The sequence below is a fragment of the Prevotella conceptionensis 9403948 genome (assembly GCF_000312305.1).
Classification (GTDB): Bacteria; Bacteroidota; Bacteroidia; order Bacteroidales; family Bacteroidaceae; genus Prevotella; species Prevotella conceptionensis.
In genome coordinates, this window is the sequence record NZ_HE999447.1 from 288,307 (window position 1) to 313,019 (window position 24,713).

At 47.1% G+C, this 24,713-nt stretch carries 19 protein-coding genes; 5 read left to right on the forward strand and 14 right to left on the reverse strand.

Translation table 11 applies throughout. From position 1 onward, the window contains the following. Nucleotides 1-189 precede the first annotated feature (189 nt). From proS to BN93_RS09080, 7 genes are all read right to left on the reverse strand, one after another. On the reverse strand, nt 190-1,671 hold the full coding sequence (gene proS / locus BN93_RS09050; protein ID WP_019188017.1) for a proline--tRNA ligase: 1,482 nt from the start codon (nt 1,669-1,671) through the stop codon (nt 190-192). 120 nt (nt 1,672-1,791) lie between these two features. Continuing rightward, on the reverse strand, nt 1,792-2,994 hold the full coding sequence (locus tag BN93_RS09055) for a hypothetical protein (RefSeq protein ID WP_019188018.1): 1,203 nt from the start codon (nt 2,992-2,994) through the stop codon (nt 1,792-1,794). Next, on the reverse strand, nt 2,991-3,638 hold the full coding sequence (locus tag BN93_RS09060; protein WP_044260315.1) for an ATP-binding cassette domain-containing protein: 648 nt from the start codon (nt 3,636-3,638) through the stop codon (nt 2,991-2,993). Before BN93_RS09060 ends, BN93_RS09055 begins: the two co-directional genes overlap by 4 nt. After that, nucleotides 3,638-4,990 carry a DUF4836 family protein gene (locus BN93_RS09065; RefSeq protein WP_019188020.1) on the reverse strand — a complete coding sequence of 451 codons (1,353 nt, stop codon included), beginning with the start codon at nt 4,988-4,990 and terminating at the stop codon, nt 3,638-3,640. The genes BN93_RS09060 and BN93_RS09065 overlap by 1 nt, the downstream gene beginning before the upstream one ends. Before the next feature lie 9 nt (nt 4,991-4,999). Then, nucleotides 5,000-5,722 carry a 16S rRNA (uracil(1498)-N(3))-methyltransferase gene (locus tag BN93_RS09070; protein ID WP_019188021.1) on the reverse strand — a complete coding sequence of 241 codons (723 nt, stop codon included), beginning with the start codon at nt 5,720-5,722 and terminating at the stop codon, nt 5,000-5,002. Then, nucleotides 5,719-6,273, reverse strand: coding sequence for a bifunctional nuclease domain-containing protein (locus BN93_RS09075; protein ID WP_019188022.1), 555 nt, complete (start codon nt 6,271-6,273; stop codon nt 5,719-5,721). Before BN93_RS09075 ends, BN93_RS09070 begins: the two co-directional genes overlap by 4 nt. Continuing rightward, nucleotides 6,270-7,544: a nucleoside permease gene (locus BN93_RS09080; RefSeq protein WP_019188023.1), complete on the reverse strand. Its 1,275-nt coding sequence runs from the start codon at nt 7,542-7,544 to the stop codon at nt 6,270-6,272. The genes BN93_RS09075 and BN93_RS09080 overlap by 4 nt, the downstream gene beginning before the upstream one ends. Nucleotides 7,545-7,974: 430 nt before the next feature. Here BN93_RS09080 and BN93_RS09085 point away from each other — a divergent pair, with 430 nt between their 5' ends. The 3 genes from BN93_RS09085 (at nt 7,975) to BN93_RS09095 (ending at nt 11,505) form a co-directional block, all read left to right on the forward strand. Then, nucleotides 7,975-8,715 (forward strand): cysteine hydrolase family protein, encoded by a 741-nt coding sequence (locus BN93_RS09085; protein ID WP_232211152.1) that lies wholly within the window; start codon nt 7,975-7,977, stop codon nt 8,713-8,715. A 114-nt stretch (nt 8,716-8,829) separates the two neighbouring features. Then, nucleotides 8,830-9,612 (forward strand): EFR1 family ferrodoxin, encoded by a 783-nt coding sequence (locus BN93_RS09090; RefSeq protein WP_019188025.1) that lies wholly within the window; start codon nt 8,830-8,832, stop codon nt 9,610-9,612. A gap of 33 nt (nt 9,613-9,645) precedes the next feature. Further along, nucleotides 9,646-11,505 (forward strand): M6 family metalloprotease domain-containing protein, encoded by a 1,860-nt coding sequence (locus tag BN93_RS09095; protein WP_019188026.1) that lies wholly within the window; start codon nt 9,646-9,648, stop codon nt 11,503-11,505. Between the two features lie 237 nt (nt 11,506-11,742). Here the strand turns inward: BN93_RS09095 and BN93_RS09100 are convergent, their stop codons facing one another. From BN93_RS09100 to BN93_RS09110, 3 genes are all read right to left on the reverse strand, one after another. After that, entirely contained in the window at nt 11,743-14,214 is a 2,472-nt protein-coding gene (locus BN93_RS09100; protein WP_019188027.1) for an ATP-dependent helicase, read from the reverse strand. Between the two features lie 32 nt (nt 14,215-14,246). After that, on the reverse strand, nt 14,247-14,984 hold the full coding sequence (gene mtgA / locus BN93_RS09105; RefSeq protein WP_019188028.1) for a monofunctional biosynthetic peptidoglycan transglycosylase: 738 nt from the start codon (nt 14,982-14,984) through the stop codon (nt 14,247-14,249). 391 nt (nt 14,985-15,375) lie between these two features. Then, entirely contained in the window at nt 15,376-16,053 is a 678-nt protein-coding gene (locus BN93_RS09110; RefSeq protein WP_009229390.1) for an OmpA family protein, read from the reverse strand. Nucleotides 16,054-16,524: 471 nt separating this feature from the next. Between BN93_RS09110 and BN93_RS09115 the strand changes: the two genes are divergently transcribed. Further along, nucleotides 16,525-17,073, forward strand: a complete 549-nt coding sequence (locus BN93_RS09115; RefSeq protein WP_019188030.1) for a peroxiredoxin family protein — start codon at nt 16,525-16,527, stop codon at nt 17,071-17,073. A gap of 211 nt (nt 17,074-17,284) precedes the next feature. Continuing rightward, nucleotides 17,285-17,704 (forward strand): rhodanese-like domain-containing protein, encoded by a 420-nt coding sequence (locus tag BN93_RS09120; RefSeq protein ID WP_019188031.1) that lies wholly within the window; start codon nt 17,285-17,287, stop codon nt 17,702-17,704. A gap of 1,292 nt (nt 17,705-18,996) precedes the next feature. On the opposite strand, the gene BN93_RS09125 is transcribed toward BN93_RS09120, so the two are convergent. The 4 genes from BN93_RS09125 to BN93_RS09140 form a co-directional block, all read right to left on the reverse strand. Next, a complete protein-coding gene (locus BN93_RS09125; RefSeq protein ID WP_019188032.1) occupies nt 18,997-20,322 on the reverse strand; it encodes a DEAD/DEAH box helicase in 1,326 nt (441 codons plus the stop codon). A gap of 35 nt (nt 20,323-20,357) precedes the next feature. Next, nucleotides 20,358-21,563, reverse strand: coding sequence for a tetratricopeptide repeat protein (locus BN93_RS09130; protein WP_019188033.1), 1,206 nt, complete (start codon nt 21,561-21,563; stop codon nt 20,358-20,360). A 355-nt stretch (nt 21,564-21,918) separates the two neighbouring features. Continuing rightward, entirely contained in the window at nt 21,919-23,145 is a 1,227-nt protein-coding gene (locus tag BN93_RS09135) for a tetratricopeptide repeat protein (protein WP_044260254.1), read from the reverse strand. Between the two features lie 182 nt (nt 23,146-23,327). After that, nucleotides 23,328-24,713: DNA gyrase C-terminal beta-propeller domain-containing protein (locus tag BN93_RS09140; protein WP_044260256.1), on the reverse strand; the 1,386-nt coding region annotated here is incomplete at its 5' end.

Below are 24,713 nucleotides of genomic sequence, written 5' to 3' on the forward strand. Positions count from 1 at the left end.
ATTGGATGCTTACAATGAAAGCAGATTTTTCTAACAACCGATTTGGGATAAACAGCCAACAGACGTTACATACAAAAAGGTGTTAGGCCAGAAACTAGCCTAACACCCCTATATCATACACAATATTGCGTACATGAATATGGCGTTTGCACGATTTGGGTGGCCAACTTAGCCCCCCAATATGCAGATTTAATAGCTGCGTGCAATGATAACGCGGTGCTTAGCAGGCTTTCCACTCACCATGTCTACACCCTCCGTTTGTTCGAACTCAAAAGGAACACACCTGATAGTGGCTTGCGTATCTTCCTTAATGCGCGCCTCCGTTTCTTCCGTTCCGTCCCAAGGACAAAGGAAGAAACCGCCATCTTTAATACGCTCCTTAAACTCTTCGTAGTCGTTGCACTCGTAAATATGCGCGTTACGATAGTCTAATGCCTTCTTAAAGATATTGGCCTGCATGTCGTCGAGCACCGAAACAATATGTTCGGCCAAACCTTCGAAACCGATGGTTTCTTTCTCTAAGGTGTCGCGACGCATAATTTCCACCGTATTGTTTTCTAGGTCGCGGCCGCCCATAACGATGCGAACGGGGATGCCCTTCAACTCATAGTCGGCATATTTAAAGCCCGGACGCTTATTATCCGAGTCGTCGTACTTCACCGTCACGCCAGCTTTGCGCAACTGCTCGATAACAGGTTGCAGCTTATCGGCAATGGCTTGCATCTGTTCGCCGGCCTTACCAATGGGAATAACAACCACTTGTATGGGTGCAAGCTTTGGTGGAAGGACCAAACCATTGTCGTCCGAGTGGGTCATTATCAATGCACCAATAAGCCTAGTGCTAACTCCCCAGCTTGTTGCCCATACATATTCGGGTTTGTTTTCCTTGTTGAGGAAAGTAACATCGAACGATTTGGCAAAGTTTTGGCCAAGGAAATGGCTCGTTCCGCTTTGCAAGGCCTTGCCGTCTTGCATCATGGCCTCGATGGTGTAGGTGTCTAACGCACCGGCAAAACGCTCAGTCTCGCTCTTAACGCCACACACAACAGGCACGGCCATCCAATCTTGTGCAAACTTGGCATACACGTCTAGCATCTTCTTTGCTTCTTCTTCGGCCTCCTCACGCGTTGCATGCGCCGTGTGTCCTTCTTGCCAAAGGAACTCGGAAGTGCGAAGGAAGGGACGTGTACGCATCTCCCAACGCATAACGTTGCACCATTGGTTGCACATTAGGGGCAGATCGCGCCAAGAGTGTATCCAGTTTTTATACGTGTTCCAAATGATGGTTTCGGATGTGGGGCGTATGATAAGTTCTTCATCGAGCTTGGCCGAGGGGTCCACTTCAACACTGTTCCCATCCTCGGATGCACGTAGGCGGTAGTGCGTTACCACAGCGCACTCTTTGGCGAACCCCTTTACGTGTTCGGCCTCACGCGAGAAGAACGACTTTGGAATCAAGAGTGGGAAGTAGGCGTTTTGTGCTCCCGTCTCCTTAAACATACGGTCAAGCTGTTGTTGCATCTTTTCCCAGATGGCATAACCATAGGGTTTGATAACCATACATCCTCTCACGGCGGACTGTTCCGCCAAGTCGGCTTTCACAACCAAGTCGTTAAACCACTGACTATAATTGTCGGCACGCTTGGTTAAATCTTTTAGTTCTATTGCCATTTATCTTTCGTGTTATTTCTTTTCAGCCTACAAAGTTACGCTAAAATGCTTAAAGCGCAAAATGTATGGGCAAAGTTTAGGTGGGCAGAACGAAACAAGTGCTACGACATTTGCCGTCCACTAGTTTTTGCCGTGTCGCCAAATGCTGATTGTCTTGCGCCACAAGATGGCGAAATTGATACCCGTAACAAAGAGAAACAACGCCAAACCAATACCCAAGGTGGGTGCCACTCCCGTAGAAGGGAGGTCGGGGAAAAGTGTTTCCACGATGTCTATGTAGTAACCTCGTATTATAAGCAGGAGCGAGAAACTTGCAACAAGCACTGCAAAGTTAAGAACAAGGGTAAGCATCTGGTAAGGCAACGCCACGCGCGAAGGACTATAACCAATGAGCAAGAGGTTTTGTAGCTTGGTGGTGTTTTTCTGCACAAGCAGATAGATGCTCAACAACAGCACATAAAAGCTTAGTGCGGAAATAACCACACCTACACCCATAACCAACGTAACCATGAGTTTGAGGAAGTAAGTGGTTTTCTCGGCATCGAGATTGTTATCTTCCAATTCGTAGTTATGGTCTTCGAGATAGGTCCCGATACGCTGGTCGGCAGGATTGGTAACGTCTAATATAAGTCGCGATGGAGGCATCTCGCTATCGGGCGAGAAGTGACTGTTGCTCCATGTCATGAACGATTGGGGAACAAGAATGGTGTTAAGCTTAGACGAAAAGCCGATTACTTTTCCCCTGAAACAACCTTGTCCGCCCTTGCCTTGCACCTGAATGTGCAAGTCTATCATGCCTACAAGCCCTTCGTTTATTTTGGGCAACGAATGGTTTTGGGCGAAACCGAAGTTGTACATGGCGATATAACTTCGCGGAAGGATAACCGGCACCAAGCTATCGCCTGGCGTATAGTGCCAATTATCGAGCGAAACATCAACGAATGGGTCGGGAACGCTTTCGAAAAACAATTCAGAGTTAAGTATCTTCATGCCGCTAACGCCCATCGTTGCCTCTGCCTTGTATGCCGTAGAGGTGAACTGGCCCACGCCTTTAACGAAAGGTTGGGATTGAAGGTCGGCTATCTCGTCTTTCGAGAAACCCGAATGCTGCTGCCCCAAGGCGTTAGCCATGCCAATTTTCTTGCTCACCACAAGGTAATCGGCCTTTAAGAAACTGTCATTAGCCGTAAATATGGGCAAGATGTCACAATATAGCTGGTAGCCAAGCAGCACAATGGTCATGCCGAAGAGGTTGGCGAAGAAGAAACCAACGAACTGTGGCCAACTGATATGTTGGCGAAGTAATTTCCAAACCAGTTTCATAGTTTCAGAATTTTATCGTATTGCAAGCCAGGATGCTTGCCAATGCTTGTTACTATCAGTGCCGCCCCTTGCGATTTAGCCTCGGCTGCCATCAGTTCGCCAAGCGTGTCGGCATTAAGATCGTCGAGATGACTAATGGGTTCGTCGGCTAAGAGGAAGTCGAAAGGCTGCACCAGGGCGCGAAGTGTGGCCACGCGTTGTTGCTGTCCGAAAGACATCTGCCCCACCCTCGCATTTATCTTGTCGGCAATTCCTAGCTGTTCGAACCACGCACGTATCTCGGTTTCGGTCTTAAAATGGGTAAGTTGGTTCTTCAACATCACGTTCTCCAAAGCCGTTAGTTCGGGAAACAGCCGCAATTCTTGGAACAACATACTTACGTTTCGTTGGCGAACGTTCACCCAATCGGCTGTGGAGAGCAGGCTGATATCCGTTTCGTCGAACTTCACCACGCCTTCGTAATCTTGCCGATAACCCAAAATATAGCTGCAAAAAGTGCTTTTTCCAAGGCCGCTTTGGGCCTCAACAAGGTAGAATTTACCTTTTTCGAACCTCAGATTGGGCTGTTGCCACACATCCGATTGCAGGTTTTCGCGTTGCAAGAACACATGCGGCGTAACTTGTTCAAAGCTAATACTGTTCATCATTCTAATATATAAACGATTGTGTTTACCCCTCCCAAATAACTTTTCACTATGTCTAAGCTATTGGCTTTGATGCCCCTTATGCCGGCCAAGGCGTCTAAGTTGAAGACTAGGGCCAGTCGTTTTCCGCGTATTTCGTTAGCTACGTTTGGCGATACTTGGCCGTTAGCCGTTGCCGAGACGGGCTGTTGAAAAGGCGGATGGGGCAAACAATAGAAACTGTTGTCGGCCTTTAACCCGAAATAGTATTTGTAACTGCCGTTGTCGAACACGTAAGCGCGAGGGCCAGCATCGTAAATGGTAGAGCCTGGCGGACAAGAACGTTTCCAATAACCTACATCCATCAGCCAATTGGTGGCCTTTACCTGAGCTTTCATCGAGAGGTTGGCTTGTCCGCTGGCATAAGTGGAGGTAGAAATGATGATGTTTCCGTCGACACTTCGGATGATGTTATCCATGTCGATGGCCGTGTTCAGTCCTGTAAGCAGTGTAGACAACACAACATTATCTTGCACAATGCCCAACAATTTGTCGCCTTCCATGTTGGCAAAAAGGGTGAGTGCGGCTGGCGAAGTAGCGTCTTTCAAAAAGCTTTCGCCAATGGGACGATAGGCATTGGCTACCCGTTTCAAGGATTCGTCAATCGTTTGGTTGTACGAAAAGGTTTCGCCTTTCATCAAAAGAGCGTTTCCCGAAAAATGCAAACCTGCCTTCAACACCACTTGCGATAGGTTTACGCGCTTTGGTAGGCCCAAAGTAAAGGGAAGCGCAACGTTTTCGGGCAGTGCATCAAGTCGCGCAACAAGGGCCATAGGCGCATCAATGGCGTCTACCGAGGCTAACAAAGGCGATCGGCGGTCTTCTTTTTTGAGGTCGATGTTGAGCAACTTGGCCATACGCAACTGTAAGTCGGGCTGCACGGCAAGCGGTTGCGGCCCCATCAGCAGCAGGGCATCGTCGTTAAAACCCACAGCCCAAACGTTGTTAACGGTATAAAATTGGCATCCTTTGCGTTCTTTTCCTGCCACTGCCGTTCCCTTTTGCACAAGCGCATCAAAGGTGGCAGCAAGTTTAGAAACGTCGTCTACCTTCGCGCAAAGCCCGAAATTCATGTCGGCCGCCTCAAAGAGATACAGCTTTGAAGATAGGTCTATTCCGCAATCGGCTACGTTGCTGTCTGCCCCAATAAAAGTTTTCAGGATGTTTTCTGCCTTCAAGTCCTTGCCCAACTTAGGCACATCAATCGCCATAACAGCCATGCTGCTTTTGGGTATAGACTGTACATAATTGGCTTTCGAACACGAAACCAACAGCACAACCAACGAGACCAACGCTCCTATAATATCTTTCATCTTATTTGTTTATTTCCTAAATGCAAGTTGAGCAATCATTGTTGCGGCCAAGGCAGCAGTTTCTGTCCGCAGTCTGCTTTGGCCAAGCGAAACGGAAACATACCCTTTATTCATGGCCAAACGCACTTCATCAATGGAAAAGTCGCCCTCTGGCCCGATGAGTATGGTTACTTCCTCATCGCCGTTTAGCTGCAACAACTCGCCATACAAGTCTTTTTTATCAATCTCGGCATAGCAATGGGCGATGTATTTGGCTCCCTTTCGTGGCTGTTTCACAAAGTTTTCGAAAGGTTGGAGGTCGTTCAACAGCGGTTTCCAAGCCTTTCTGCTTTGCTTAACAGCGGCAACAACAATCTTATCCAGCCTTTCTAACTTAACGTTTCTACGTTCGGAGAAGGCGCAATTAAGCAACGAGAACTCGTCAATACCTATCTCCGTGGCCTTTTCCAAGGTCCATTCCACCCTGTCTATAACCTTTGTTGGAGCCATTGCCACGGCTATTCGGCCGTTCCATGTCTTTTCTTGTGGCAGCCGTTCCACAATGTCGTAAAGACATCTGCCCTTTGTTACGAGGGTGAGTTGCGCCTTGAAGAAACAGCCGGCACCGTCTGTTAGAAACACTTCGTCGCCACTTTCCAAGCGCAACACCCTTGAAGCGTGTGCCGCTTCCTCGGCAGGCAACTCGTTAGAACGTGCTGCATCGGGTACATAGAAATAGCGCGTTTCCTTCATTTTTGCTTGTCTTTCCTCCGTTTTATTTCTTCGCTGATGCGCGATGCCAGTTCGTAGTTCTCGTCTTTAATGGCTTTGGCAAGGGCATCTTCTATCATTTTGTTGTCCAGTATGTTTATCGGGAGCGACGCACCCGTAGCATTCTTGTTGAAAGCCGTACCTTGGCGCGCCATCAGAGAGGTTTCTATATATATAGGTATGTTGCCAATGAGAGAAAGCAACACGGCATCGCTGGCCCTAAGTTTTATGGGTTCGAGTGTTAAGGTGTTGTAGAGCAACACCCGATACTGGCCATCAATGATGTCATCGATGATTATCTCGAAGTCGACATCGGTATGCGAGCGCACCAACTGCCACAAAACTTCGGGCAAAAGCATCTTGGTGATGGGCAAATGGTTAAGCCGCAGGCCAAGTTGTTCTTTCATTTCCCTGTCGCAAGGGATGAGCAACTCCATCGTTTGAGCCTCATCAGTGAGTGCAAGTAAGCCAAGACGCTCGTTACCAACTATCTCGGCAACATTGTTGAATATTAGTCTTATCTTCGATTTCATTTTTTGTCTATTCCCTTAGGGCGGAAAACCAAGGCAAAAGCCACACCCACAACCAGGGCGTATGCGGCAAATACATACCAGCAAGTTTGCCAATCGGTCACTCCGTCTACGGTAAAATGGTTAACAATGGCTTGTGCGCTCAGCGTGCCAACCGTTGCGCCAATGCCGTTAGTCATCAACATAAACAGGCCTTGCGCACTAGAACGCATGTGCGCATCGGTGGATTTGTCTACGAACAATGAACCAGAGATGTTGAAAAAGTCGAATGCCACTCCGTAAACAATCATCGAAAGCACGAAGAGCCATACGCCATTGCCAGGATTACCCAAGCCAAAGAGTCCGAAACGGAGTACCCATGCGAACATGGCAATGAGCATAACGTTCTTTATTCCGAAACGTTTCATGAAGAAGGGAATGAGCAAAATACAGCAGGTTTCGCTGATTTGCGACAACGAAATAAGTATGTTGGCGTGGTTTACACCAAAAGTGTCGGCATATTCGGGTATGCTTTCGAAACTTGTTATAAAGGGGTTGGCAAAGCCATTGGTGATTTGCAAGCTGACGCCCAGCAGCATGGAGAAGAAAAAGAAGATGGCCATCTTTTTCTGTTTGAACAGCGAGAAGGCGCGCAACCCCAGCTGGTCGGCAATGCTTTTACGCTCGGAGCCACTCGATGTGGGACATGTGGGCAACGTAAAGCTGTATAAAAAGAGGATGATGCTGAATATTCCCGACACCACGAATTGGTTTTGGTTGGGCTGGAACCCCATCAAATCAACAAACCACATGGTACAAATAAATCCGATTGTGCCAAAAACGCGTATTGGCGGGAAATCTTTCACGGTGTCCATTCCTGCTTGGTTCAACCCTGTATAAGCCACAGAGTTGCTCAATGCCAACGTGGGCATATAGAAAGCTACGCTTAAACTGTAAAGGGGAAATATCATTGAACCGGCGAAAGTGCCTGCAACGGAGGTGCCATCTGCCACTTCGCCCATAGCCACAAAGCCGTAATAAGCTGTGGCAAACATGAAGAGGGCGGCCAACAAATGGCATAAGCCCATCAATCGTTGGGCAGGAACCCAGCGGTCGGCCACTATACCCATGATGGCAGGCATGAAAATAGATACAATACCCTGCACGGCATAGAACCAACCAATTTGGTCTGCCATTCCGATTTTTACCAAATAAGTCCCCATGGAGGTGAGATAAGCTCCCCAAACAGCAAATTCGAGGAAGTTCATCAGCGACAAGCGTATTTTCAGATTCATGATAAGTAAGTATTTTCATACAAAGTTATGAATTAATGTTGAGATACAACAAACTTGAACTCTTTTTTTTAGGATGCCTCGAAAAAATACTTTTCACACGTTATTCATGCCTTATCAAAGGCATTCGGTACGCTTTATTATGGCGTAAAGTGAACGACTTGCATTCGTCCAGTTGGACGAAATTTATGCGCCACCAAGCGAAAGAGAACCGAGAAACCTTGTTCAAATACAATATAATAGCGTTAAGATGTGAAGTTATCAGAATTTATAACTAACTTTGCAAGGTGCCGGAATGTAGATCCATACATCGTTTTCATCGTTAATACACATGACATGTCTGACAAGTGGAAACATGGGATAAGCCGTTCTCTTCCAAGCACAAAACTTTATTTGAAGAACAAAACATCCGCTAATTTAAGATAAACAACCCATGCAAATGCTACTCATCATCGACCCCAACAACGACTTTGCCGACAGCCGCGGCAGTCTTTACGTGCCCCACGCCGGCAAGGCTTTAAAGGCCATTGCCCATTATATAGAGGAAAATAACCCGGAGGGCATCGCCATTTCGCAAGACACACACCGACGTTACCACGTAGGACACTGCGCCTACTGGCAGGGCGAGGGCGTGAAACCCTTTGCCAACGTGCGCTCTGAAGACGTGGAGCAAGGCGTTATCTCACCCACATTCGCCACCAAAGAGCAGGTTTTGAACTATCTCCGAGCAATGGAAAGCAAAGGCAGGGTGCACACGCTGTGGCCCGAACATTGCCTGATAGGTTCGTGGGGATGGGCATTCCCCGACGTCTTGGTGCAAGCCGTGAACGTTTGGGACAACTTACACCACGGCCAACGCCCACTACATGTTTACCAAAAGGGCGAATATGCCGACGCAGAGATGTTTTCCATCTTCTCGTATGTAAACGAACGCACGCCCAACGAACACGGAAAGCAAGTTCTAGACCAATTGGCGCAATACGATGAGGTAGTTGTATGCGGCTTTGCAAAAGACTATTGCGTGGCCGAATCGGTGAAAGACATGCGCAACGACCCACGTTTCGAAGGCAAACTACGCTTTTTCGATGCTGGTATGGCGGCTATCAACCCGCAATCCGACAATCTCGCCATCTACGAAGACTGCCTGAACACATTCGGCGCAAAGAGAATTTAAAGCCCAAACGGAATAGTTCAAACCAACACGAAACGCCACCTTGCAAGTGCAATTTGTAAGCAAAAACGTTACGCAAGATTTGACTATAACGCCGAAAAGTAGTAACTTTGCCTAATGATATTCTACTTCTCGGCCACGGGCAACACCCGTTGGGCCGCTCAACAGCTATCGGAAAAGACAGGCGAACGCCTTATTTTCATTCCCGATGCAATGGAAGGACAATGCCATTACACGCTTGCAGCTGGCGAGCGCATTGGCTTTTGCTTTCCCGTACACGCTTGGCGTCCTCCCGTTTTGGTACGCCGGTTTATCGAAAAGCTAAGCATTGCCAACGCCGAGGGCCATTATTGTTTCGCACTTTGCACAGCTGGCGACACCACGGGCGAGAGTATGCGCATCTTTCGGCGTGCATTGGCGCAACGTTCGCTGCACTTAGATGCGGTGTTTTCGTTGCTCATGCCAGAAAGTTACGTGGGGTTGCCCTTCATGGATGTAGACACCATCGAGAAAGAAAGGGAGAAAAAGAATCAGGCCAAGATACACCTAACGAGCATCGTTGCACAGATTAACGAGGCAGAAAAGGTGGAAAAAGAGCCCAACGTGGGTCGCTGGCCGCGCATAAACAGCCGTGTTATCGGCGAGTTTTTCGAACGAAAGCTCGTCAACGACAAGGCCTTTCGGGTTGAAACAAACCGCTGCGTGCGTTGCGGAGTATGTGCCGAGGTGTGTCCAACAGCCGACATCGAGGGCGGAAAGGGACAAGAACCAACGTGGAAACACAATGGCAGCTGCCTTACTTGCTTTGCTTGCTACCACCACTGTCCACAACATGCCATAGAGTTTGGCAGACAAACCAAGAAAAAAGGGCAATACTGGTATGGTAGAAACCAATTATAACTAATATCATATAACTATAAAAAGAATTAGAAAATGAAGAAAACGGTACTTATTCTCATCACATTGTTGTGCCATTTGGCAAGCCATGCCTCCAAAGGATGGCCCTATCCCATCACCGTTAGCCAGCCAGACGGCACCCAACTCACCATTCGCATCAACGGCGACGCCGACTTTAACTGGGTTTCCACACTCGACAACGTGGTTCTTAAACAAGTGGGAAACGGCTATTACATAGCCAACATTGATACAAATGGCATGCTTTCATCGTCGGGAACGTTGGCTCATGATGCCGACAAACGTAGTTCCGCCGAACAATCTCTATGCAAAAAGCAAGATGTTAAGGCTTTTCTTACCGTTAACACACGCCCAGAACGCCTAACTGCCACACGCGGATTTGGCGGCAAAAGCTCAACAAGTTTCTTCCCCCATACAGGCTCACCACGCGCAATTGTGTTGCTCGTGCAGTTCGCCAACAGGCCATTCAAGGTTCAACCACGCAAGGCTTTCAACCAATACCTTAATAGTATGGCCGACAAGCACCAAGACTTTGGAAACGCAGAAGACCGCAACACGGGTAGCGTTAAGAGGTATTTCAGCGACATGAGCGGCGGAAAGTTCAAGCCACAATTCGACCTTTATGGTCCAATAACCATGCCCAAGAATGTCGCTTATTACGGCGAAGGCAGTTCTTCGATGGAAAGATACCGTGAATTAGTGTCCGAAGCTTGTACCATGATGGACGATTCGCTAGACTTTTCAAAGTATGATGCCGATAAGGATGGCAACGTAGACCTTGTTTATATCATATATGCAGGCTATGGTGAGAGCGTTTCGAGCATCGACTCTACGCTTTGGCCGAAGGCATTTGTTTGCGGAACAGATATTAAGAAAGACGGAAAATATATGCGTTTGGCTGGTATAAGCAACGAATTAAATGGCCGTCCGGATGGGAATTATAACTCTAAAAGCGGCCTACTCATCAATGGCGTGGGACTTTTCTGCCACGAATTTTCGCATTGCATGGGCCTACCCGACTTCTACCCAACAGTAAGTCCACAATGGACTACTGCCAATGACAAACAAGATTTCGATGCCTACGACAACCAAGGCATGGAAGAATGGGACGTGATGGACAATGGCATATACCTTTATAATGGCTACTCGCCCACGGCTTACACCGCATGGGAACGCGAAAAGATGGGTTGGCTAACCATCGAAACACTTACTAAGGAAGGTAAAGTGGAGTTGAAAAGCATCGACGAAGGCGGAAAGGCCTATCGAATTAAGAACGACAAGAATACCAGCGGCAACGAATATTACATCGTTGAGAATATCCAAGCTAAGGGTTGGAATAAGAAATTGCCTGCCTCTGGCATGATGGTGAGCCACGTAGAGTACGTACCGCGAGCCTTCTCCGTGTTTCATGGAGGCGACAACTCGGTGAACAACATCAAGAAACACCCCCGAATGACCATCGTTCCTGCCGACGGTTACTTGCCGTCTTCGTATAGAAAGGTGTCAGACAACAGCAATCTTACCGCGCCTTACATGAAGAAAAAGCAATACGATGAACAGCTTGCAGGCGACCTTTACCCTGGTAAGAATAACGTTAATCGCCTTACCGATGCCCAAAACATGGTGAACTATGCACCATGGACGGGCGGAATGCTTAACAAACCCATCTATAACATTGCATTGAAAAACGGTATTGTTACCTTCGATTTCCTTAAAGACCAAACGTCTACCGGCATCGAACAGCCCGAAAGCACCACAGACAGCAGCAACGCAGAAAAGATTTACACCATTGATGGCCGCTATGTGGGCACCAACCTCAACGCTTTACCCAAGGGCGTATATATAAAAGGTAAGAAGAAAGTGGTGGTTAGTAGGTAAGTTTGTTAGCTGATGAGTTTATGAGTTTGTGTGCAAGTAAGTTTATAAGTTTATGAGCTGGTGTGGTTATGAGTTTGTAAGCTGGTGAGTTTATGAGCAAGAAAGTTTATGAGTTAACCAGCCACACCTGAGCCATTGCCACTAACAAACAAACATAACAAAGGCGTCTGAACCTGTGCGAAGTGCGAAGTAACGCATACACATCGCAGGCTCAGACGCCTTTATTTTGGGTCGGCCTTACCCTATAACCTTAAACTTGGCAAACTTCAAGAGCAGTTTTTTTGAGCCAGCATGCTTAAAGTTAACTGTCATACGAGCGTTTTCGCCCGTTTCTTCAAGCCTTTCAATCGTGCCGATACCAAACCTTTCGTGTTCAATAACACAGCCCTCTATAATTTCCTTGCCTCCTGCATCGTGCATAACTTCCGCAGGTGCAGAGCCAGACGACGAATGAGAAATGGCCTCAGACACCTTTTTTAGGTTCGCACCACTAGCTGCAAGCCTCTTTTTAAAGCCTTCCGACAGCGGGTCTACCGCAGGTTCGGGTTTTCTAGGACGCGCAGGGTTGGGTATTGGGTCGGCCATGAACTGACTCGCAACAGGTCGTGAGTTAAGAAAACGTGGGTTATCAAAACGCCTTTCACCCGATTCCCTGGCACTCCTACCCCCGTTATAGCGTGCCGAAGGCAGTTCGTCTGACAACAAACTGCGTTCTAACCGCGGCTTAGAGAAGTCGGCCATAGGGTTCTGAACATTCAATAAGCTAGGGTCTATGTCGCGAATAAAACGGCTGGGCGTGTCGAACTCCATTCGTCCAAAGCGATAACGGTTCTTAGCACACGTCAAGATACAATGCCTTTCGGCACGAGTGATGGCCACATAAAGCAGTCGACGTTCTTCTTCAAGCTGTCGGGGCGAGTCGGTAGACCGCGGACTTGGGAAGATATTCTCCTCCAATCCCACGACAAACACCGTAGGAAACTCCAACCCCTTGGCCGAATGGACGGTCATTAACACAACCCTACTCTCGTCGTCGCCTTCACTATCAAGGTCAGAAAGTAACGAAACCTCTTGCAAATAGTCGTTTAAGAACACCTCACCTTCGTTACCTTCTTCGCGCCTAATGTCTACAAACTCCCTTAGCCCGCCCACAAACTCCTGCAAGTTTTCTTGTCGCGTAAGGCTATCGGCATCGCTCGCGGCGTATAGGTCGGCCTGAATGCCACTCTCTTTGATGATTTTCATCCCCAACGCGTAGGCATCCAAGGCTGCAAGTTCGGCCACAAAGGTATTCACCATGTCGCGAAACTTTTGCAACTTAGTCCATGTTCCCTTGTTCACATCAAGTTGATAGTGGGCAGGATTGGTCAAAATCTCCCAACAACTCACACCATTTTGCTGCGCCGCCATCGTTACTTTGGCCAGCGTGGTGTTGCCAATTCCGCGAGCAGGATAGTTTACGATGCGCTTAAAAGCCTCCTCATCGTCAACGTTCATCACCAATCTGAAATAGGCGATAATGTCTTTTATCTCCTTTCTTTGGTAAAAACTCAATCCTCCGTAGATACGATAAGGAATGCTTTGTCGGCGCAACTCTTCCTCGAACGAGCGGCTTTGCGAATTTGTTCGGTACAATATGGCAAAGTCGTTATACGCTCCCTGCTCATCGTCCATGATACGCTTGATGTCGCTACACACCACCAACGCCTCTTCCTTGTCCGAATAAACAGGTTTCAGTGTAACCTTCTCGCCCGCATCATTCTCACTAAACACATCTTTCTTTATCTGCCTTTGGTTATGGCTGATAAGGCTATTGGCCGCCTTCACAATGTTTTGTGTTGAACGATAGTTCTGTTCCAACTTAAAAAGACGCGTCTCAGGAAACTGCTGTTGAAAGTCTAAAATATTGTCAATGTCGGCACCTCTAAATCCATAAATGCTCTGTGCATCGTCGCCCACCACACAGATTCGGCGGTGTTCTTTCGTCAACAACGTCACAATAAGTTGCTGAACGTGGTTAGTGTCTTGGTACTCGTCTACCAACACATACCGAAAACGTTCCGCATATTCCTTTCTCACATCCTCATGTTCGTCAAAAAGTCGGTAGGTAAGCAACAACAAGTCGTCGAAATCCATAGCGTTAGCCAGACGACAACGCTGCATATAAGCGGCATACACCTTGTGCAAAGCCGACATGTGTTCGCGTGCATCGCGCATCATCAGCTCTGCATTGGCTGCATAAGCATCGGGAAGGATAAAGTGATTCTTAGCCATTGATATGCGTGCGTGCACCGTTGCAGGCTTATACACCTTATCGTCTAGCTGCATTTCCTTACAGATAGTTTTGATAAGCGACCGCGAATCCGTTTCATCGTAGATGGTAAAGTTCGACGAAAAACCAATGCGAGGCGCCTCAACGCGTAATATTCGCGAGAAGATAGAATGGAAAGTACCCATAAAAAGGTGCTTGGCCCCATCGTGTCCAACGAGGTTTCCAATGCGCGCCTTCATCTCGTTGGCCGCCTTATTGGTGAAAGTAAGCGCCAATATGTTCCACGGTTTCAGTCCCTGTTGCAACAAATAGGCAATCTTAAAGGTAAGAACGCGCGTCTTACCAGAGCCTGCACCAGCGATAACCAGTTGTGGCCCATCGGTATATACCACCGCCTCGCGCTGGCTTTCGTTTAGTTTATCGAGCAAATTCTCCATCTTTCGTTTGTTGTGCGGGCTGTCGTGCCCGCTTATTTCTTCTTCCGATACACGCCACCACTGGCTGTATTGGGGTTATAGTCTTCGCCTTCCTTGGGGAACGAAGGCATATAGCGCATGTTCTTCATTATCTGATGTTGCCTTTTGCGCATGTAAGCCGAAGGATATTTGGAACTAAACACTCGCGGATTGGGCAGTGTTGCGGCAATGAGTGCACATTGGGCGCGACTAAGGTTGATGGCCGTGGTACCGAAGTTATATTCTGCCACAGCATCCGCACCATAGATGCCGTCGCCCATCTCGATAGAGTTGAGGTACACTTCCATAATGCGCTGTTTGCTCCACATCAACTCGATAAGTGCCGTGAAGTACATTTCAAAACCTTTTCTTATCCACGAACGGCCAGGCCATAGAAACACATTCTTGGCCGTTTGCTGACTGATTGTGCTGGCACCCATTTTCTTTCCACCCCTCATGTTTTGCTTAGCGGCTTTCTGAATGGCCGCAAAGTCGAACCCGTGATGCAACAAAAACCGCTGGTCTTCGCTTCCCATCACCGCCACAGGCAGATGTGGCGAAATCTTTTCTAGCGAAACCCAATGGTGATGCATGGTAAGGCTTTTGCCGTCGAGCAGCTGTTCGCCGCAACGAATGAACATCAATGGCGTGAAGAACACGGGGACAAAACGCAACACCACCACCGAGAGGATGGTAGAGCCGAAAAACAGGGCGGCCGTCCACCGCAAAACCTTAAATATTTTCTTTTTCATTAGATTCATTTCAATAAACGTTTAAGCTGGTTCTAAAAATTATCTTTGTTGAATTTTTAGGCTTTATCTGAGCAAATTTCGCTTGCATTTTGCGTGAGTATAGTGGACTATGCAACCGAAAAGGCCAGTGAAAGATGCCGGATAAAAGCAAAAATACAGCAAAGAGCGTTGCTTGAGGTGTGGTTGAACGACGGCGTGAAATTTTTAGAGACATCCTTATAGTGTGTTCCATCGGCCACTTGTGCTAGATTTCCCTCATATTGCGTTTACTTATATAACCCTTGTTAAAGCCGAAAGGCACGAAAGAAAAGACGCCATCGCCCACAGAGAATGTTGGCCAATGCAGCTTTTCTTTCGCGCCTTTTAGCTTTTTATGGCTTTGGCGCAGGCCTTACTTCAACGTTCCGTTGTTGGCGGCGTCAATCATAGCCTTGCTAGCATAGAGGTAAACTTCTACGCGGCGGTTCTGTTGTCTGCCGCTAGCCGTAGAGTTGCTAGCAACGGGATCTGAACTTCCCTTGCCTTCAACCTTTTGGAATTGGCTGCGTGGAACACCACAATTGGCGAGATAGTTAACAACGCTCTGTGCGCGACTGTTGCTCAAAGGGATGTTAATGCCATCGTTACCCGTATTGTCGGTGTGGCCATAGATGTCCACATGGCAGTCCCTATTCTCTTTAAGCACTTGCGAGAACTTAGCCAACTCGTTTTTCGAAGATTGGTTAAGTGTAGCCTTATTGGTGGCAAACAGAATACCAGAGTCGAATGTTACCTTCACAGCTTTTAGTCCGTTGGCATCGGTAACCTCCTCAACCTTGGCGTTCTTCACTTGTTCGGCGGTACGTTTAGCCACCTTATCCATGTGCTTACCAATCATTGAGCCAGTGGCAGCACCAACAGTTGCACCAACAACGGCACCAACAGCTGTGTTACCTGCTACCTTACCAATTACTGCACCTAAGAGTGCTCCGCCGCCAGTACCGATAAGGGTACCTGTTCCTTGCTTGGTTTTACAGCCAAACACTAACACGAGACACATCAATAGTGTCAAAACTTTCATCTTCTTCATAAATCTCTAACTATGTTTTCTAATGTTATTCGTTGTGCAAAGGTACGTCTTTTTATTCTCTTGCTGCGCAATTGGCAACATTTTTTATAGAAATAGTGGTACAGCCGTGAGCAATAAAGCGAGGAACAGCGGTCTTTTTGAGTTTGTTATGAGGAATAAATTTGTGAGTTTTTAAGTTTCTAAGTTTGTGTATTTATGGCATTCTTCCACACTTAAGCCTTTGGTATACTTGTATGTTCGTTAACTTTGGGCTTATTAGTAGAATGTGGTTAAAACACTTTAACCCACAAACAACCTTCTTTCGAACTCAAAAACAATTAAAAAACAATGAGCTCAAGAACTCAAAAAATTAAAACCTAACGACCTCAAAAACGCACAAACGCACAAAATATTTACGCAAACAATGCCATAATAAGCAAGAAAAAGATTACTTTTGCAGACCCACAAACATATAATTAAAAACATTACAACATGAACATAAAGCATTTACGCAGGGCAGCAGCTGCCCTTTTGGTTGCTTTTTCGCTAGGAAACAACACCGCAAAGGCCCAACAATCTACAGAAGTAGACTATGATGCGAAATACGCTACCGAGCTTGTGAAACCAGGAACGATTGCTCCCAACTTCGAATTACCATCACCCGATGGCAAGAAAGTAACTCTCAGTCAGTTTAAAGGCAAATATGTGGTGTTGGACTTTTGGGCATCGTGGTGTCCCGACTGCCGCAAAGACGCCCCTAACATTGTTGACCTGTACAATAGGTTTAAAGATAAGGGTGTAGCCTTCGTGGGCATTTCGTTCGATGTCGACGCCGAACTATGGAAGGCTGCCATCGAGAAATACGGTATGAACTATGCCCATGCCAGTGAGTTAAAGAAGATGCGCGAGGCTGAAATTTCAAAAACCTATGGCGTAAAGTGGATTCCATCAATGGTACTTGTCGACCCCGAAGGCAAAGTAGTGATGGGAACTGTGCTTTGGAAGAAACTCGAAAGAAAACTAGAACAACTATTTCGATAAGCAATTGGCCACTATACTAAGCACCCAATGGCCTTGCCAACGTGCCTTAGATCTAACTTGTGAACAGAAATAGCCAACAAAAAATGCCTTATAATTGCTTGCAAGCCTGGTAAGGCAGGCCACTAACAGGGTTTACATCTATGTTTACGCCCCTACCCTACGTGCATTTGCGAACAAACATCAAGGCAAAACTTTTTAAAAAGGATTAATAATGAACCAACAGAACCAATCGGTTAAAACATCAAAAATTAAAAAAATTGCATTTGTTTTTATGTCAATTTGGAGTACAATATTCGGTGCTTGCGCACAAAGTCAATACACCAACGTAGACGTTGAAGGTTTCGAGCAAGCCATTAAGAACGATTCTGCACAAATCCTAGACGTTCGCACACACGAAGAGTTTGCTGAAAGCCATATCAAAGGGGCTGTTTTAGTAGACGTTTTCAGCCCTAACTTCTTGGCAGATGCCGAAAGCAAGCTGCAAAAAGAACGCCCCGTGGCCGTTTATTGCCGCAGCGGAAGGCGCAGCGCAACAGCCGCAAAGCAGCTAAGTGCCAAAGGTTATAAGGTGGTAAACCTTGAAGGCGGCATCTTGGCTTGGATTGGCAAGCGCAAAGAAACAGTGAGGTAAGCGGCCTACGCCATATCTCTATCCCAACAACTCGTGAGGATTTCTCCGTGCCCTATGGCACAGAGAAATCCTCTATTTTTAAGTAACCATGACTATTTCCTCATAACGTGCCATACTATAAACCCTACTTTCAATTTGAAGAGAATACATTAAATGACCTCCAACAGGCCATTTTTGAGAACTAACTGCGCTTTGCCACCGACAAATGAGTCGGGATTTCAAATATTATCGTGTAGTCGACTTTACTTTTAATCTCTTTATAAATTGAGAGGAGTTTGTTGTCCTTGTGGCACCAACACAAGATAAACACCCCGCTTATATACGAAGTGCAGGACAAACCAACTCACTGGCTTACAAACTCCCGAAAACCCAGCAACTCACCAACTCATCAACTCGCCAACTTACAAACACAAGCACTCATCAACTGATAAACTCACAAACTCATCAACTCACAAGCACACCAACTCAAAAAACTTACCAACTCAAAAACTTAAAACATTGCGTTATATTTTACAAATCGGGTTTAAATTTCACTCCGTTCTAGCGAAAACATAGGTCATAAAGTAGGTAATTTACTACTGTTTCTAACCTTTCACGTCTTTTGTTTTGTCTGTTTTTAAGAACAAAACCTGCATTTTGTACCATTTAGCCTTCCTAGATTGGTTTCCGTCTCGTTATTTTTCAAGCGCAATTACTCGCTTTTATCCCCTAAAAACCCACTTTTTAACGGCTATTTTGCCCTTTTTAGCCATGTGTTTCATGGTTCAAAAGGGTTTTATTTATACCTTTTCAGCGTATTTTTATGCTTTTCATCTCTCATTTAGCCGCATTTTGACTTGCATTTAGCACCAAAACGCACTGCATTTAGCACCATTTTACCTTGCGTTTAGCAGCAAAACGCACTGCGTTTAGCATCAAAACGCAGTGCATTTTGCAGCATATTGCACTGCATTTTGCTGCAAATGGCCTAAAAAATGCTGCAAATGGTGGCTCCATGTAATAAATATTCATTTTGCCGTACTCATGGGCTAGCCCCTTTTTGCATCAAAACAAACCTCCGCGAGAATCGTTTTTTTGCGGCAAGGTGGGCGATTGGTTGGCGAAAAGGGTACTCATAATGTTAAATTTCTTACCGAAAACTAGACAAAAACGATTATGCCGCATACACGCCTTTAAGCAACGGCATGGAAAAGACGTACGCTCACGATGGCCTACGCGGGCGGTTGCAGGGCATGCAGTTCATAACCAACAGAAGCAGCAGCATGGAAATAGAACTAATGCCCAGCCCCCTCTTACTTCACCTCCTCAACAATCGTCTTAACACCCTTTATCTTTTCGCCAGCCACATCAGCAAGCAAACGCTTTACTTTGTTTCGACTAACAGCAACGTAGGCATAACGTTCCTTTACGTCAATACGGCCGATGTCGTCGTTGTTAAGGTGGCCTTTCTTGCAGAGAAAGCCCAAGATGTCGCCTTTGCTAATCTTGTCTTTCTTACCCTTACCTATATATAAAGTGGCCATTCGCGGCATTTGTGCCTTACCATTAACAGTGGGAAGGGCAAAAGGTTGCACCTCGCTGTCTACATATTCGGGTATTCGTTCGCCTTCCGAAAGGATGAAGTAGCCATTACCCAGCTTATCCCAACGAGCCGTTCGCCCAATACGGTGTGTGTAAGCATCGGCTGTTTCGGGCAAATGGTAATGCACAATGTGCTGCACATCGTCAATGTCAAGCCCACGCGATGCCAAGTCGGTGCATACAAGCACATTGGCACTGCCATTGGCAAAGCGATAAAGCGCGGCCTCACGAGCATCTTGTTCTAGTCCGCCATGAAAAAGACTGGTTACAAATCCTTGTTCAACCAAAAAGGCATTGGTACGCTCCACGCTTTCGCGATGATTGAGAAAAACAATGGTGCTTTCGCCGTTGAAAGCCAACAACAGACGATGTAGGGTATCGAGTTTGTCTTTCGAGTCGCTCTTTACTTCGTACACGGCAATACGTTGCTTAACCTTCTCGGCCTCGCCAACAAAGTCGATACATTCAAGTTTGGCATTCTCAACAAACAAGGGAATGCGCGGCGAGTTGGTTGCCGATAGCAGCACTCGCCTTTTCACCTGCGGAAGTGAGGCCAATGCCGTTCGCATTTCGTTTTCAAAACCCATATCTAGGCACTTGTCGAACTCGTCGATAATCAGCAGACGCACATCGTTGGCAGAGATATTGCCCTTTGCAAGATGATCGTTCAAACGCCCTGGGGTGGCGAAAATCACTTGTGGGCGTAGCTGTTTCAAAGCGCGATGCTCTTCCATAGCCGTTCGTCCGCCATAACAAGCCATGCCACGCACTGCCCCCACAGCCGCCAGCACCTGCTGCGACTGCAAAGCCAGTTCGCGTCCGGGTACAATCACCACGGCCTGAACATTATCGTTCTCAGGGTTTATCATCTCTACTAGGGGCAAAAGGTAAGCAAGTGTCTTGCCCGTACCTGTAGGCGAGAGCACCACCACATCGCCCTTGCCAGCCTGCATGGCTGTGGCTGTGGCCTTTTGCATGTCGTTAAGGCTTTCAACACCTAGTTTACGAAAGGCTTTAGCCAAGTCTATATGGTTCATCGTTATGAGTTTATGAGTGTGTGAATGTGTAAGTTCTATTTCGCCACCTTCATCAAGTTGTCCATCTCTTCAAACTCTTTACCCATGTTCAAGTTGAGGTAAATGGTATAAAGCGGCAACAGCCAACGGCTCTGATCGTTTGGAGCCATGCGGCGATACTGCTCCATATAAGGCAGCGCACCACGATAACTTGCCGCCACTTTCTTTTTCAAGTCGCGCGATGTACGAGCCGTTTTTTCCTCTTCAACGGCACGGTTAAAGTAGGCCAAGCCAGCGTTGAGGTACACTTCGGGCAGGTCCTTATGCTTAGCAATGATGCTATCACATAGGGAAATACAGCCATTATAGTCGCCAAGGTTCAGGAGAATGGTGCTCTTGGCCACACGCAGCCAAAGGTGTTCGGGCATGGCTTGCATGGCTTGGTCTACATAGGCTTTGGCCGAAGACCAGTTGTTGTTTTTGGAATAATGCTCGATTAGACGTGTGTAAAAATATGTTTGCGTGGGATAATCCTGAAAACCTTCTTTCAATACGGCCATATACTTGTCGGTATCGTTCTGCGATTGATACACATCGGCAAGGTATTGCAACAGGTATTCGTAGCGCTCTTTGTCTTTTTGAGCCAAGGGAAGATAGCGCAAAGCCAATTCGGGCTTGTGCAACTTGTAGCCACAATATACCGAAAAGAACGCTGCGCGTGGCAGTTGGCTGTCGGTATTGAGTATGTCGTAACCTGTAAAGATGGGCATTTTGGCACAATCTATGTAGAGCGAGAAGAAGGAATAAGCCTTGTCGTACATCTTCTTGCTCATGAAATAAGTGCCACCATAGAATAAGTTTGCCTTATAAGTGAAAAACTCGTCGGCGTGTTTCTTTCGATATTTCAGCTTGCTTGCGTCGCCATTGGCATTGGCCAACTCCACCGAGTCGATGCTTTCGAGCGTTAAGCACATCTTCTTTGTAAGGTTGTACATGGTTACGGTGTCGGCCGACTGCTGCAAATACAATCGTTCGTTACCCTGTTCGTATTGCTTTTTGATAACATCGAAAAGCAGCAACCATGTCTTAATTTCTTTTCGATTGTCGGGTTTGGCCAGCACATCGTTCATGATGCGTTCGGCCTTATCTAACTCTTTTCCCGTTTTTAGGGACGCTTTCACCTGTGCCAAGTCCTTTTTCAACGAAGCGGAACTGGCCAAAGTGATAAACGAAAACAACAATATAAAGTAAAATCTGTTCATTCAGATAAATCTATTTTACGCCTCTTGGTGATACGGCAGCGAATGTTCACGACTTTTTTTCATGCCCGAACGAGCAATTAAGGCATGTTCTAAAAATTCCCCGCAAAGGCTCAATTATTGTTCCTTGTATTGCTCTTCACTGTCTTTTTGCTTTTATCTGGCATCTTTTGCTTTCTCTTCCAGCCGCATAGTTCACTATGCTCCTTCAAGGAGTAAGCAAAACCTGCTCAGCTAAAAGCTAAAAATACAGCAAAGGTAATTTTTAGAACCTGCCTAAAAGCATAGTTGAACAAACGCAAAGCACAGAACCAAAGCCCCAAGGCCGCGGTTCTGTGCTTTTTCATACTACTGTTTATTACTTATTAAGCAATGATTCGAGGTCCTTGGTGCGTTGGTCGGCAGCGCCATAGTTAACATAATAGCACTGGTAGAGCGGGTAGCTCCAATTGGCTTTCTCGCGATTGGGGTCCAACTCCTTGGCTTTCTCCAAATAGCCCATCGACTCTTTGTAGAGAACTTTTTGTGCAGGCACGTCGTTATTGATGGCAGCAGCCTTAGAGTTGATACAGAAACCGAGGTAGGTAAGCACGATAACGTTCTTGTCGTCTAAGGCAATAGCCTTCTTAAACGAGGCAATAGCATCGTCCCATTGGCTTGCGTTCATCTCAGCTTGCCCCTTCAAAGTCCATGCCATAGCACTGTTGGGGTCGGCTGCCAAACGGCTGTCGATGAGTTTCTTCATGTCGTCCTTCATGTTCAAGTTGGTGTACATGTTGGCCAATGTACCCATAATCATGTCGTTAGAGGGGTCTTTGGCATAGTATTCTTTCAGCTTGTTGACATAACCCAGCGAGTCTTCCTTAGTTTTGAGCTGCTGTTGGGCGATGTAGAACTTCAAACCCAGAGCGTCTTTATAGTCGTCCTTATTGTCGCCCGCATACTTCAAGGCCACATCCAGATACTTATCGGCAGTTGCATAGTCCTTGTCTTGGATGGCATAACGTGCGGCAAAGCCAGCCACCTGACCCACATATTGGTCGGGTTGCTTGTTAGACATGTCGGCAAACAGGGGCGTATCGGCCGTAGCGGTGTACAGTCCCCAGAACTTCAACACGCCTGCATTGTTGTTCTTCTGTGCAGCCTCTTGTCCGGCGTTAACCAAATAAACGCGCAAGTTGTACAAGCGATTTTGGTTAGAGCTGTGGAACTTGGGCTTAACCTTACCCTTTTCGTTGGGCATTTGGTCGTACTTCTCGCACTCGATGGCGTTGGTAAGCGCATCGGCAAGGGCGTTGTAAAAACCCAGCGTGTCGTAAGCCTCAACCTTTCCTTGCTTAAACTGCTCGGCCATTTGGTTGGCGGTGATAACGCTCTGCTCCTTGTTTATCTTCTCAAACGAGAGATCAACAAGCTTGTTGTAGGCCTTTGCCTTATCGGCATCGCTCATGCTAGAAAGGTTGGCCTTTACCAACGCTTGCGCATCGGCGTAGTTTTTGGCCTTCAACACCTCCTTCACGGCATCTTGGGCGAACGCCACAGACGATGCTGCAAGCATCAGGGCGAACATCATAACTTTTCTCATAACTGTAATTTTTTAAGATTTAACGATAGTCTATCTCTCTTTCGGCGAGGCACAATGGGTGTTTTCAAGCCCCCATCAGCCCTTGCCAAGACTGCCATACGGCAAGCCTTTTGGCGCGTTGGTGCGGTATCTGCCGTATGAGAACAACAAACAGAACCGCACCAAACGGCCGTTTCTAAGCCTTATTCTGTGGCGTCGGCCTCCACTTCAGCCCCTCCGTTGGCATCGTTGCCTTGGATTTGGGCATCGTTGTTGGCGTTTGCCATACCTTGTTCAGTCGCGGACATCGCCTCGTTGTTGGGATGTTCCTCATCATTCTCGTTCAAGTCGTCCTCCTCGTCAGAAGTCTTTACCTTGCAAACGCTGGCAATAACGTCGTTCTTTTTGCTCAGATTGATGAGTCGAACACCCTGTGTGGCACGTCCCATAACACGGAAATTGGCCACAGCAAGCCTAATGGCGATACCACTCTTATTGATAATCATAAGGTCGTTATCGTCGGTAACGTTCTTAATTGCCACCAACTTGCCCGTCTTCTCAGTGATGTTGAGGGTCTTCACACCCTTTCCGCCACGGTTGGTTTGTCGGTAATCAGCCACAAGCGAGCGTTTTCCGTAGCCCGTTTCGCTCACCACCATCACCGTTTCGGTTTCTGGATTGTTCACCACAATCATGCCAACCACGGCATCGTCGCCGCCATCCAGACGCATACCGCGTACACCTGTGGCCGTTCTTCCCATGGTTCGAACGGTATTTTCGTCGAAGTACACAGCACGCCCATTGCGGTTTGCCATAATCAGTTGGTTCTTTCCGTTGGTCAGGCGCACGTCTACCACCTCGTCGCCGTCGGCAATGGTGATGGCGTTTACGCCGTTAGTGCGTGGACGCGAATAAGCTTCAAGACTTGTTTTTTTCACCGTACCATTCTTCGTAGCGAACACGATGAAGTGGTTCTTGATGAAATCGGCATCGTTGAGCCCCTTAACGCGGAGGAAAGCGTTAACAGAATCGTCGGCGTCTATGTTCAACAAGTTCTGTATGGCACGCCCCTTTGAAGTCTTGTCCCCTTCGGGTATTTCATAGCACTTCAACCAATGGCAGCGTCCTTTCTTGGTAAAGAAGAGCATCGTTTGGTGCATCGTGGCCGGATAGATGTACTCCGTAAAGTCTTTATCGCGCGTGTTGGCCCCTTTGCTGCCCACACCGCCTCGCGCTTGCTCGTGAAACTCGGAGAGTGGCGTGCGCTTGATGTAGCCCAAATGGCTAACGGTGATAACCACGGGGTCGTTGGGATAGAAGTCTTCTGCATTGAATTCGTGTTCGTCGGGGATGATTTCGGTGCGCCTTTCGTCACCAAACTTCTCCTTCACCTCCTCCAATTCGGCCTTCATCACACGCTTACACTCTTCGGGATCGTCCAAAATAAGCTGCAATCTGGCAATAAGTTCTTCCAATTCCTGATATTCTGCGTGCAGTTGTTCGATACGCAAGCCCGTGAGTTGCGACAAACGCATGTCTACGATGGCCTTGCTTTGCAGTTCATCAAGCTCGAAACGTTTCTCCAAATT

What these genes read in the sequence shown, in the direction of transcription:
- BN93_RS09125 (WP_019188032.1), bottom strand. Translation starts at nt 20,322, where the DNA reads ATGAACCATATAGACTTGGCTAAAGCCTTTCGTAAACTAGGTGTTGAA.
- BN93_RS09120 (WP_019188031.1), top strand. Translation starts at nt 17,285, where the DNA reads ATGAACCAACAGAACCAATCGGTTAAAACATCAAAAATTAAAAAAATT.
- BN93_RS09090 (WP_019188025.1), top strand. Translation starts at nt 8,830, where the DNA reads ATGATATTCTACTTCTCGGCCACGGGCAACACCCGTTGGGCCGCTCAA.
- BN93_RS09115 (WP_019188030.1), top strand. Translation starts at nt 16,525, where the DNA reads ATGAACATAAAGCATTTACGCAGGGCAGCAGCTGCCCTTTTGGTTGCT.
- proS (WP_019188017.1), bottom strand. Translation starts at nt 1,671, where the DNA reads ATGGCAATAGAACTAAAAGATTTAACCAAGCGTGCCGACAATTATAGT.
- BN93_RS09100 (WP_019188027.1), bottom strand. Translation starts at nt 14,214, where the DNA reads ATGGAGAATTTGCTCGATAAACTAAACGAAAGCCAGCGCGAGGCGGTG.
- BN93_RS09130 (WP_019188033.1), bottom strand. Translation starts at nt 21,563, where the DNA reads ATGAACAGATTTTACTTTATATTGTTGTTTTCGTTTATCACTTTGGCC.
- BN93_RS09060 (WP_044260315.1), bottom strand. Translation starts at nt 3,638, where the DNA reads ATGAACAGTATTAGCTTTGAACAAGTTACGCCGCATGTGTTCTTGCAA.
- BN93_RS09055 (WP_019188018.1), bottom strand. Translation starts at nt 2,994, where the DNA reads ATGAAACTGGTTTGGAAATTACTTCGCCAACATATCAGTTGGCCACAG.
- BN93_RS09065 (WP_019188020.1), bottom strand. Translation starts at nt 4,990, where the DNA reads ATGAAAGATATTATAGGAGCGTTGGTCTCGTTGGTTGTGCTGTTGGTT.
- BN93_RS09080 (WP_019188023.1), bottom strand. Translation starts at nt 7,544, where the DNA reads ATGAATCTGAAAATACGCTTGTCGCTGATGAACTTCCTCGAATTTGCT.
- mtgA (WP_019188028.1), bottom strand. Translation starts at nt 14,984, where the DNA reads ATGAAAAAGAAAATATTTAAGGTTTTGCGGTGGACGGCCGCCCTGTTT.
- BN93_RS09070 (WP_019188021.1), bottom strand. Translation starts at nt 5,722, where the DNA reads ATGAAGGAAACGCGCTATTTCTATGTACCCGATGCAGCACGTTCTAAC.
- BN93_RS09110 (WP_009229390.1), bottom strand. Translation starts at nt 16,053, where the DNA reads ATGAAGAAGATGAAAGTTTTGACACTATTGATGTGTCTCGTGTTAGTG.
- BN93_RS09085 (WP_232211152.1), top strand. Translation starts at nt 7,975, where the DNA reads ATGCAAATGCTACTCATCATCGACCCCAACAACGACTTTGCCGACAGC.
- BN93_RS09095 (WP_019188026.1), top strand. Translation starts at nt 9,646, where the DNA reads ATGAAGAAAACGGTACTTATTCTCATCACATTGTTGTGCCATTTGGCA.
- BN93_RS09135 (WP_044260254.1), bottom strand. Translation starts at nt 23,145, where the DNA reads ATGAGAAAAGTTATGATGTTCGCCCTGATGCTTGCAGCATCGTCTGTG.
- BN93_RS09075 (WP_019188022.1), bottom strand. Translation starts at nt 6,273, where the DNA reads ATGAAATCGAAGATAAGACTAATATTCAACAATGTTGCCGAGATAGTT.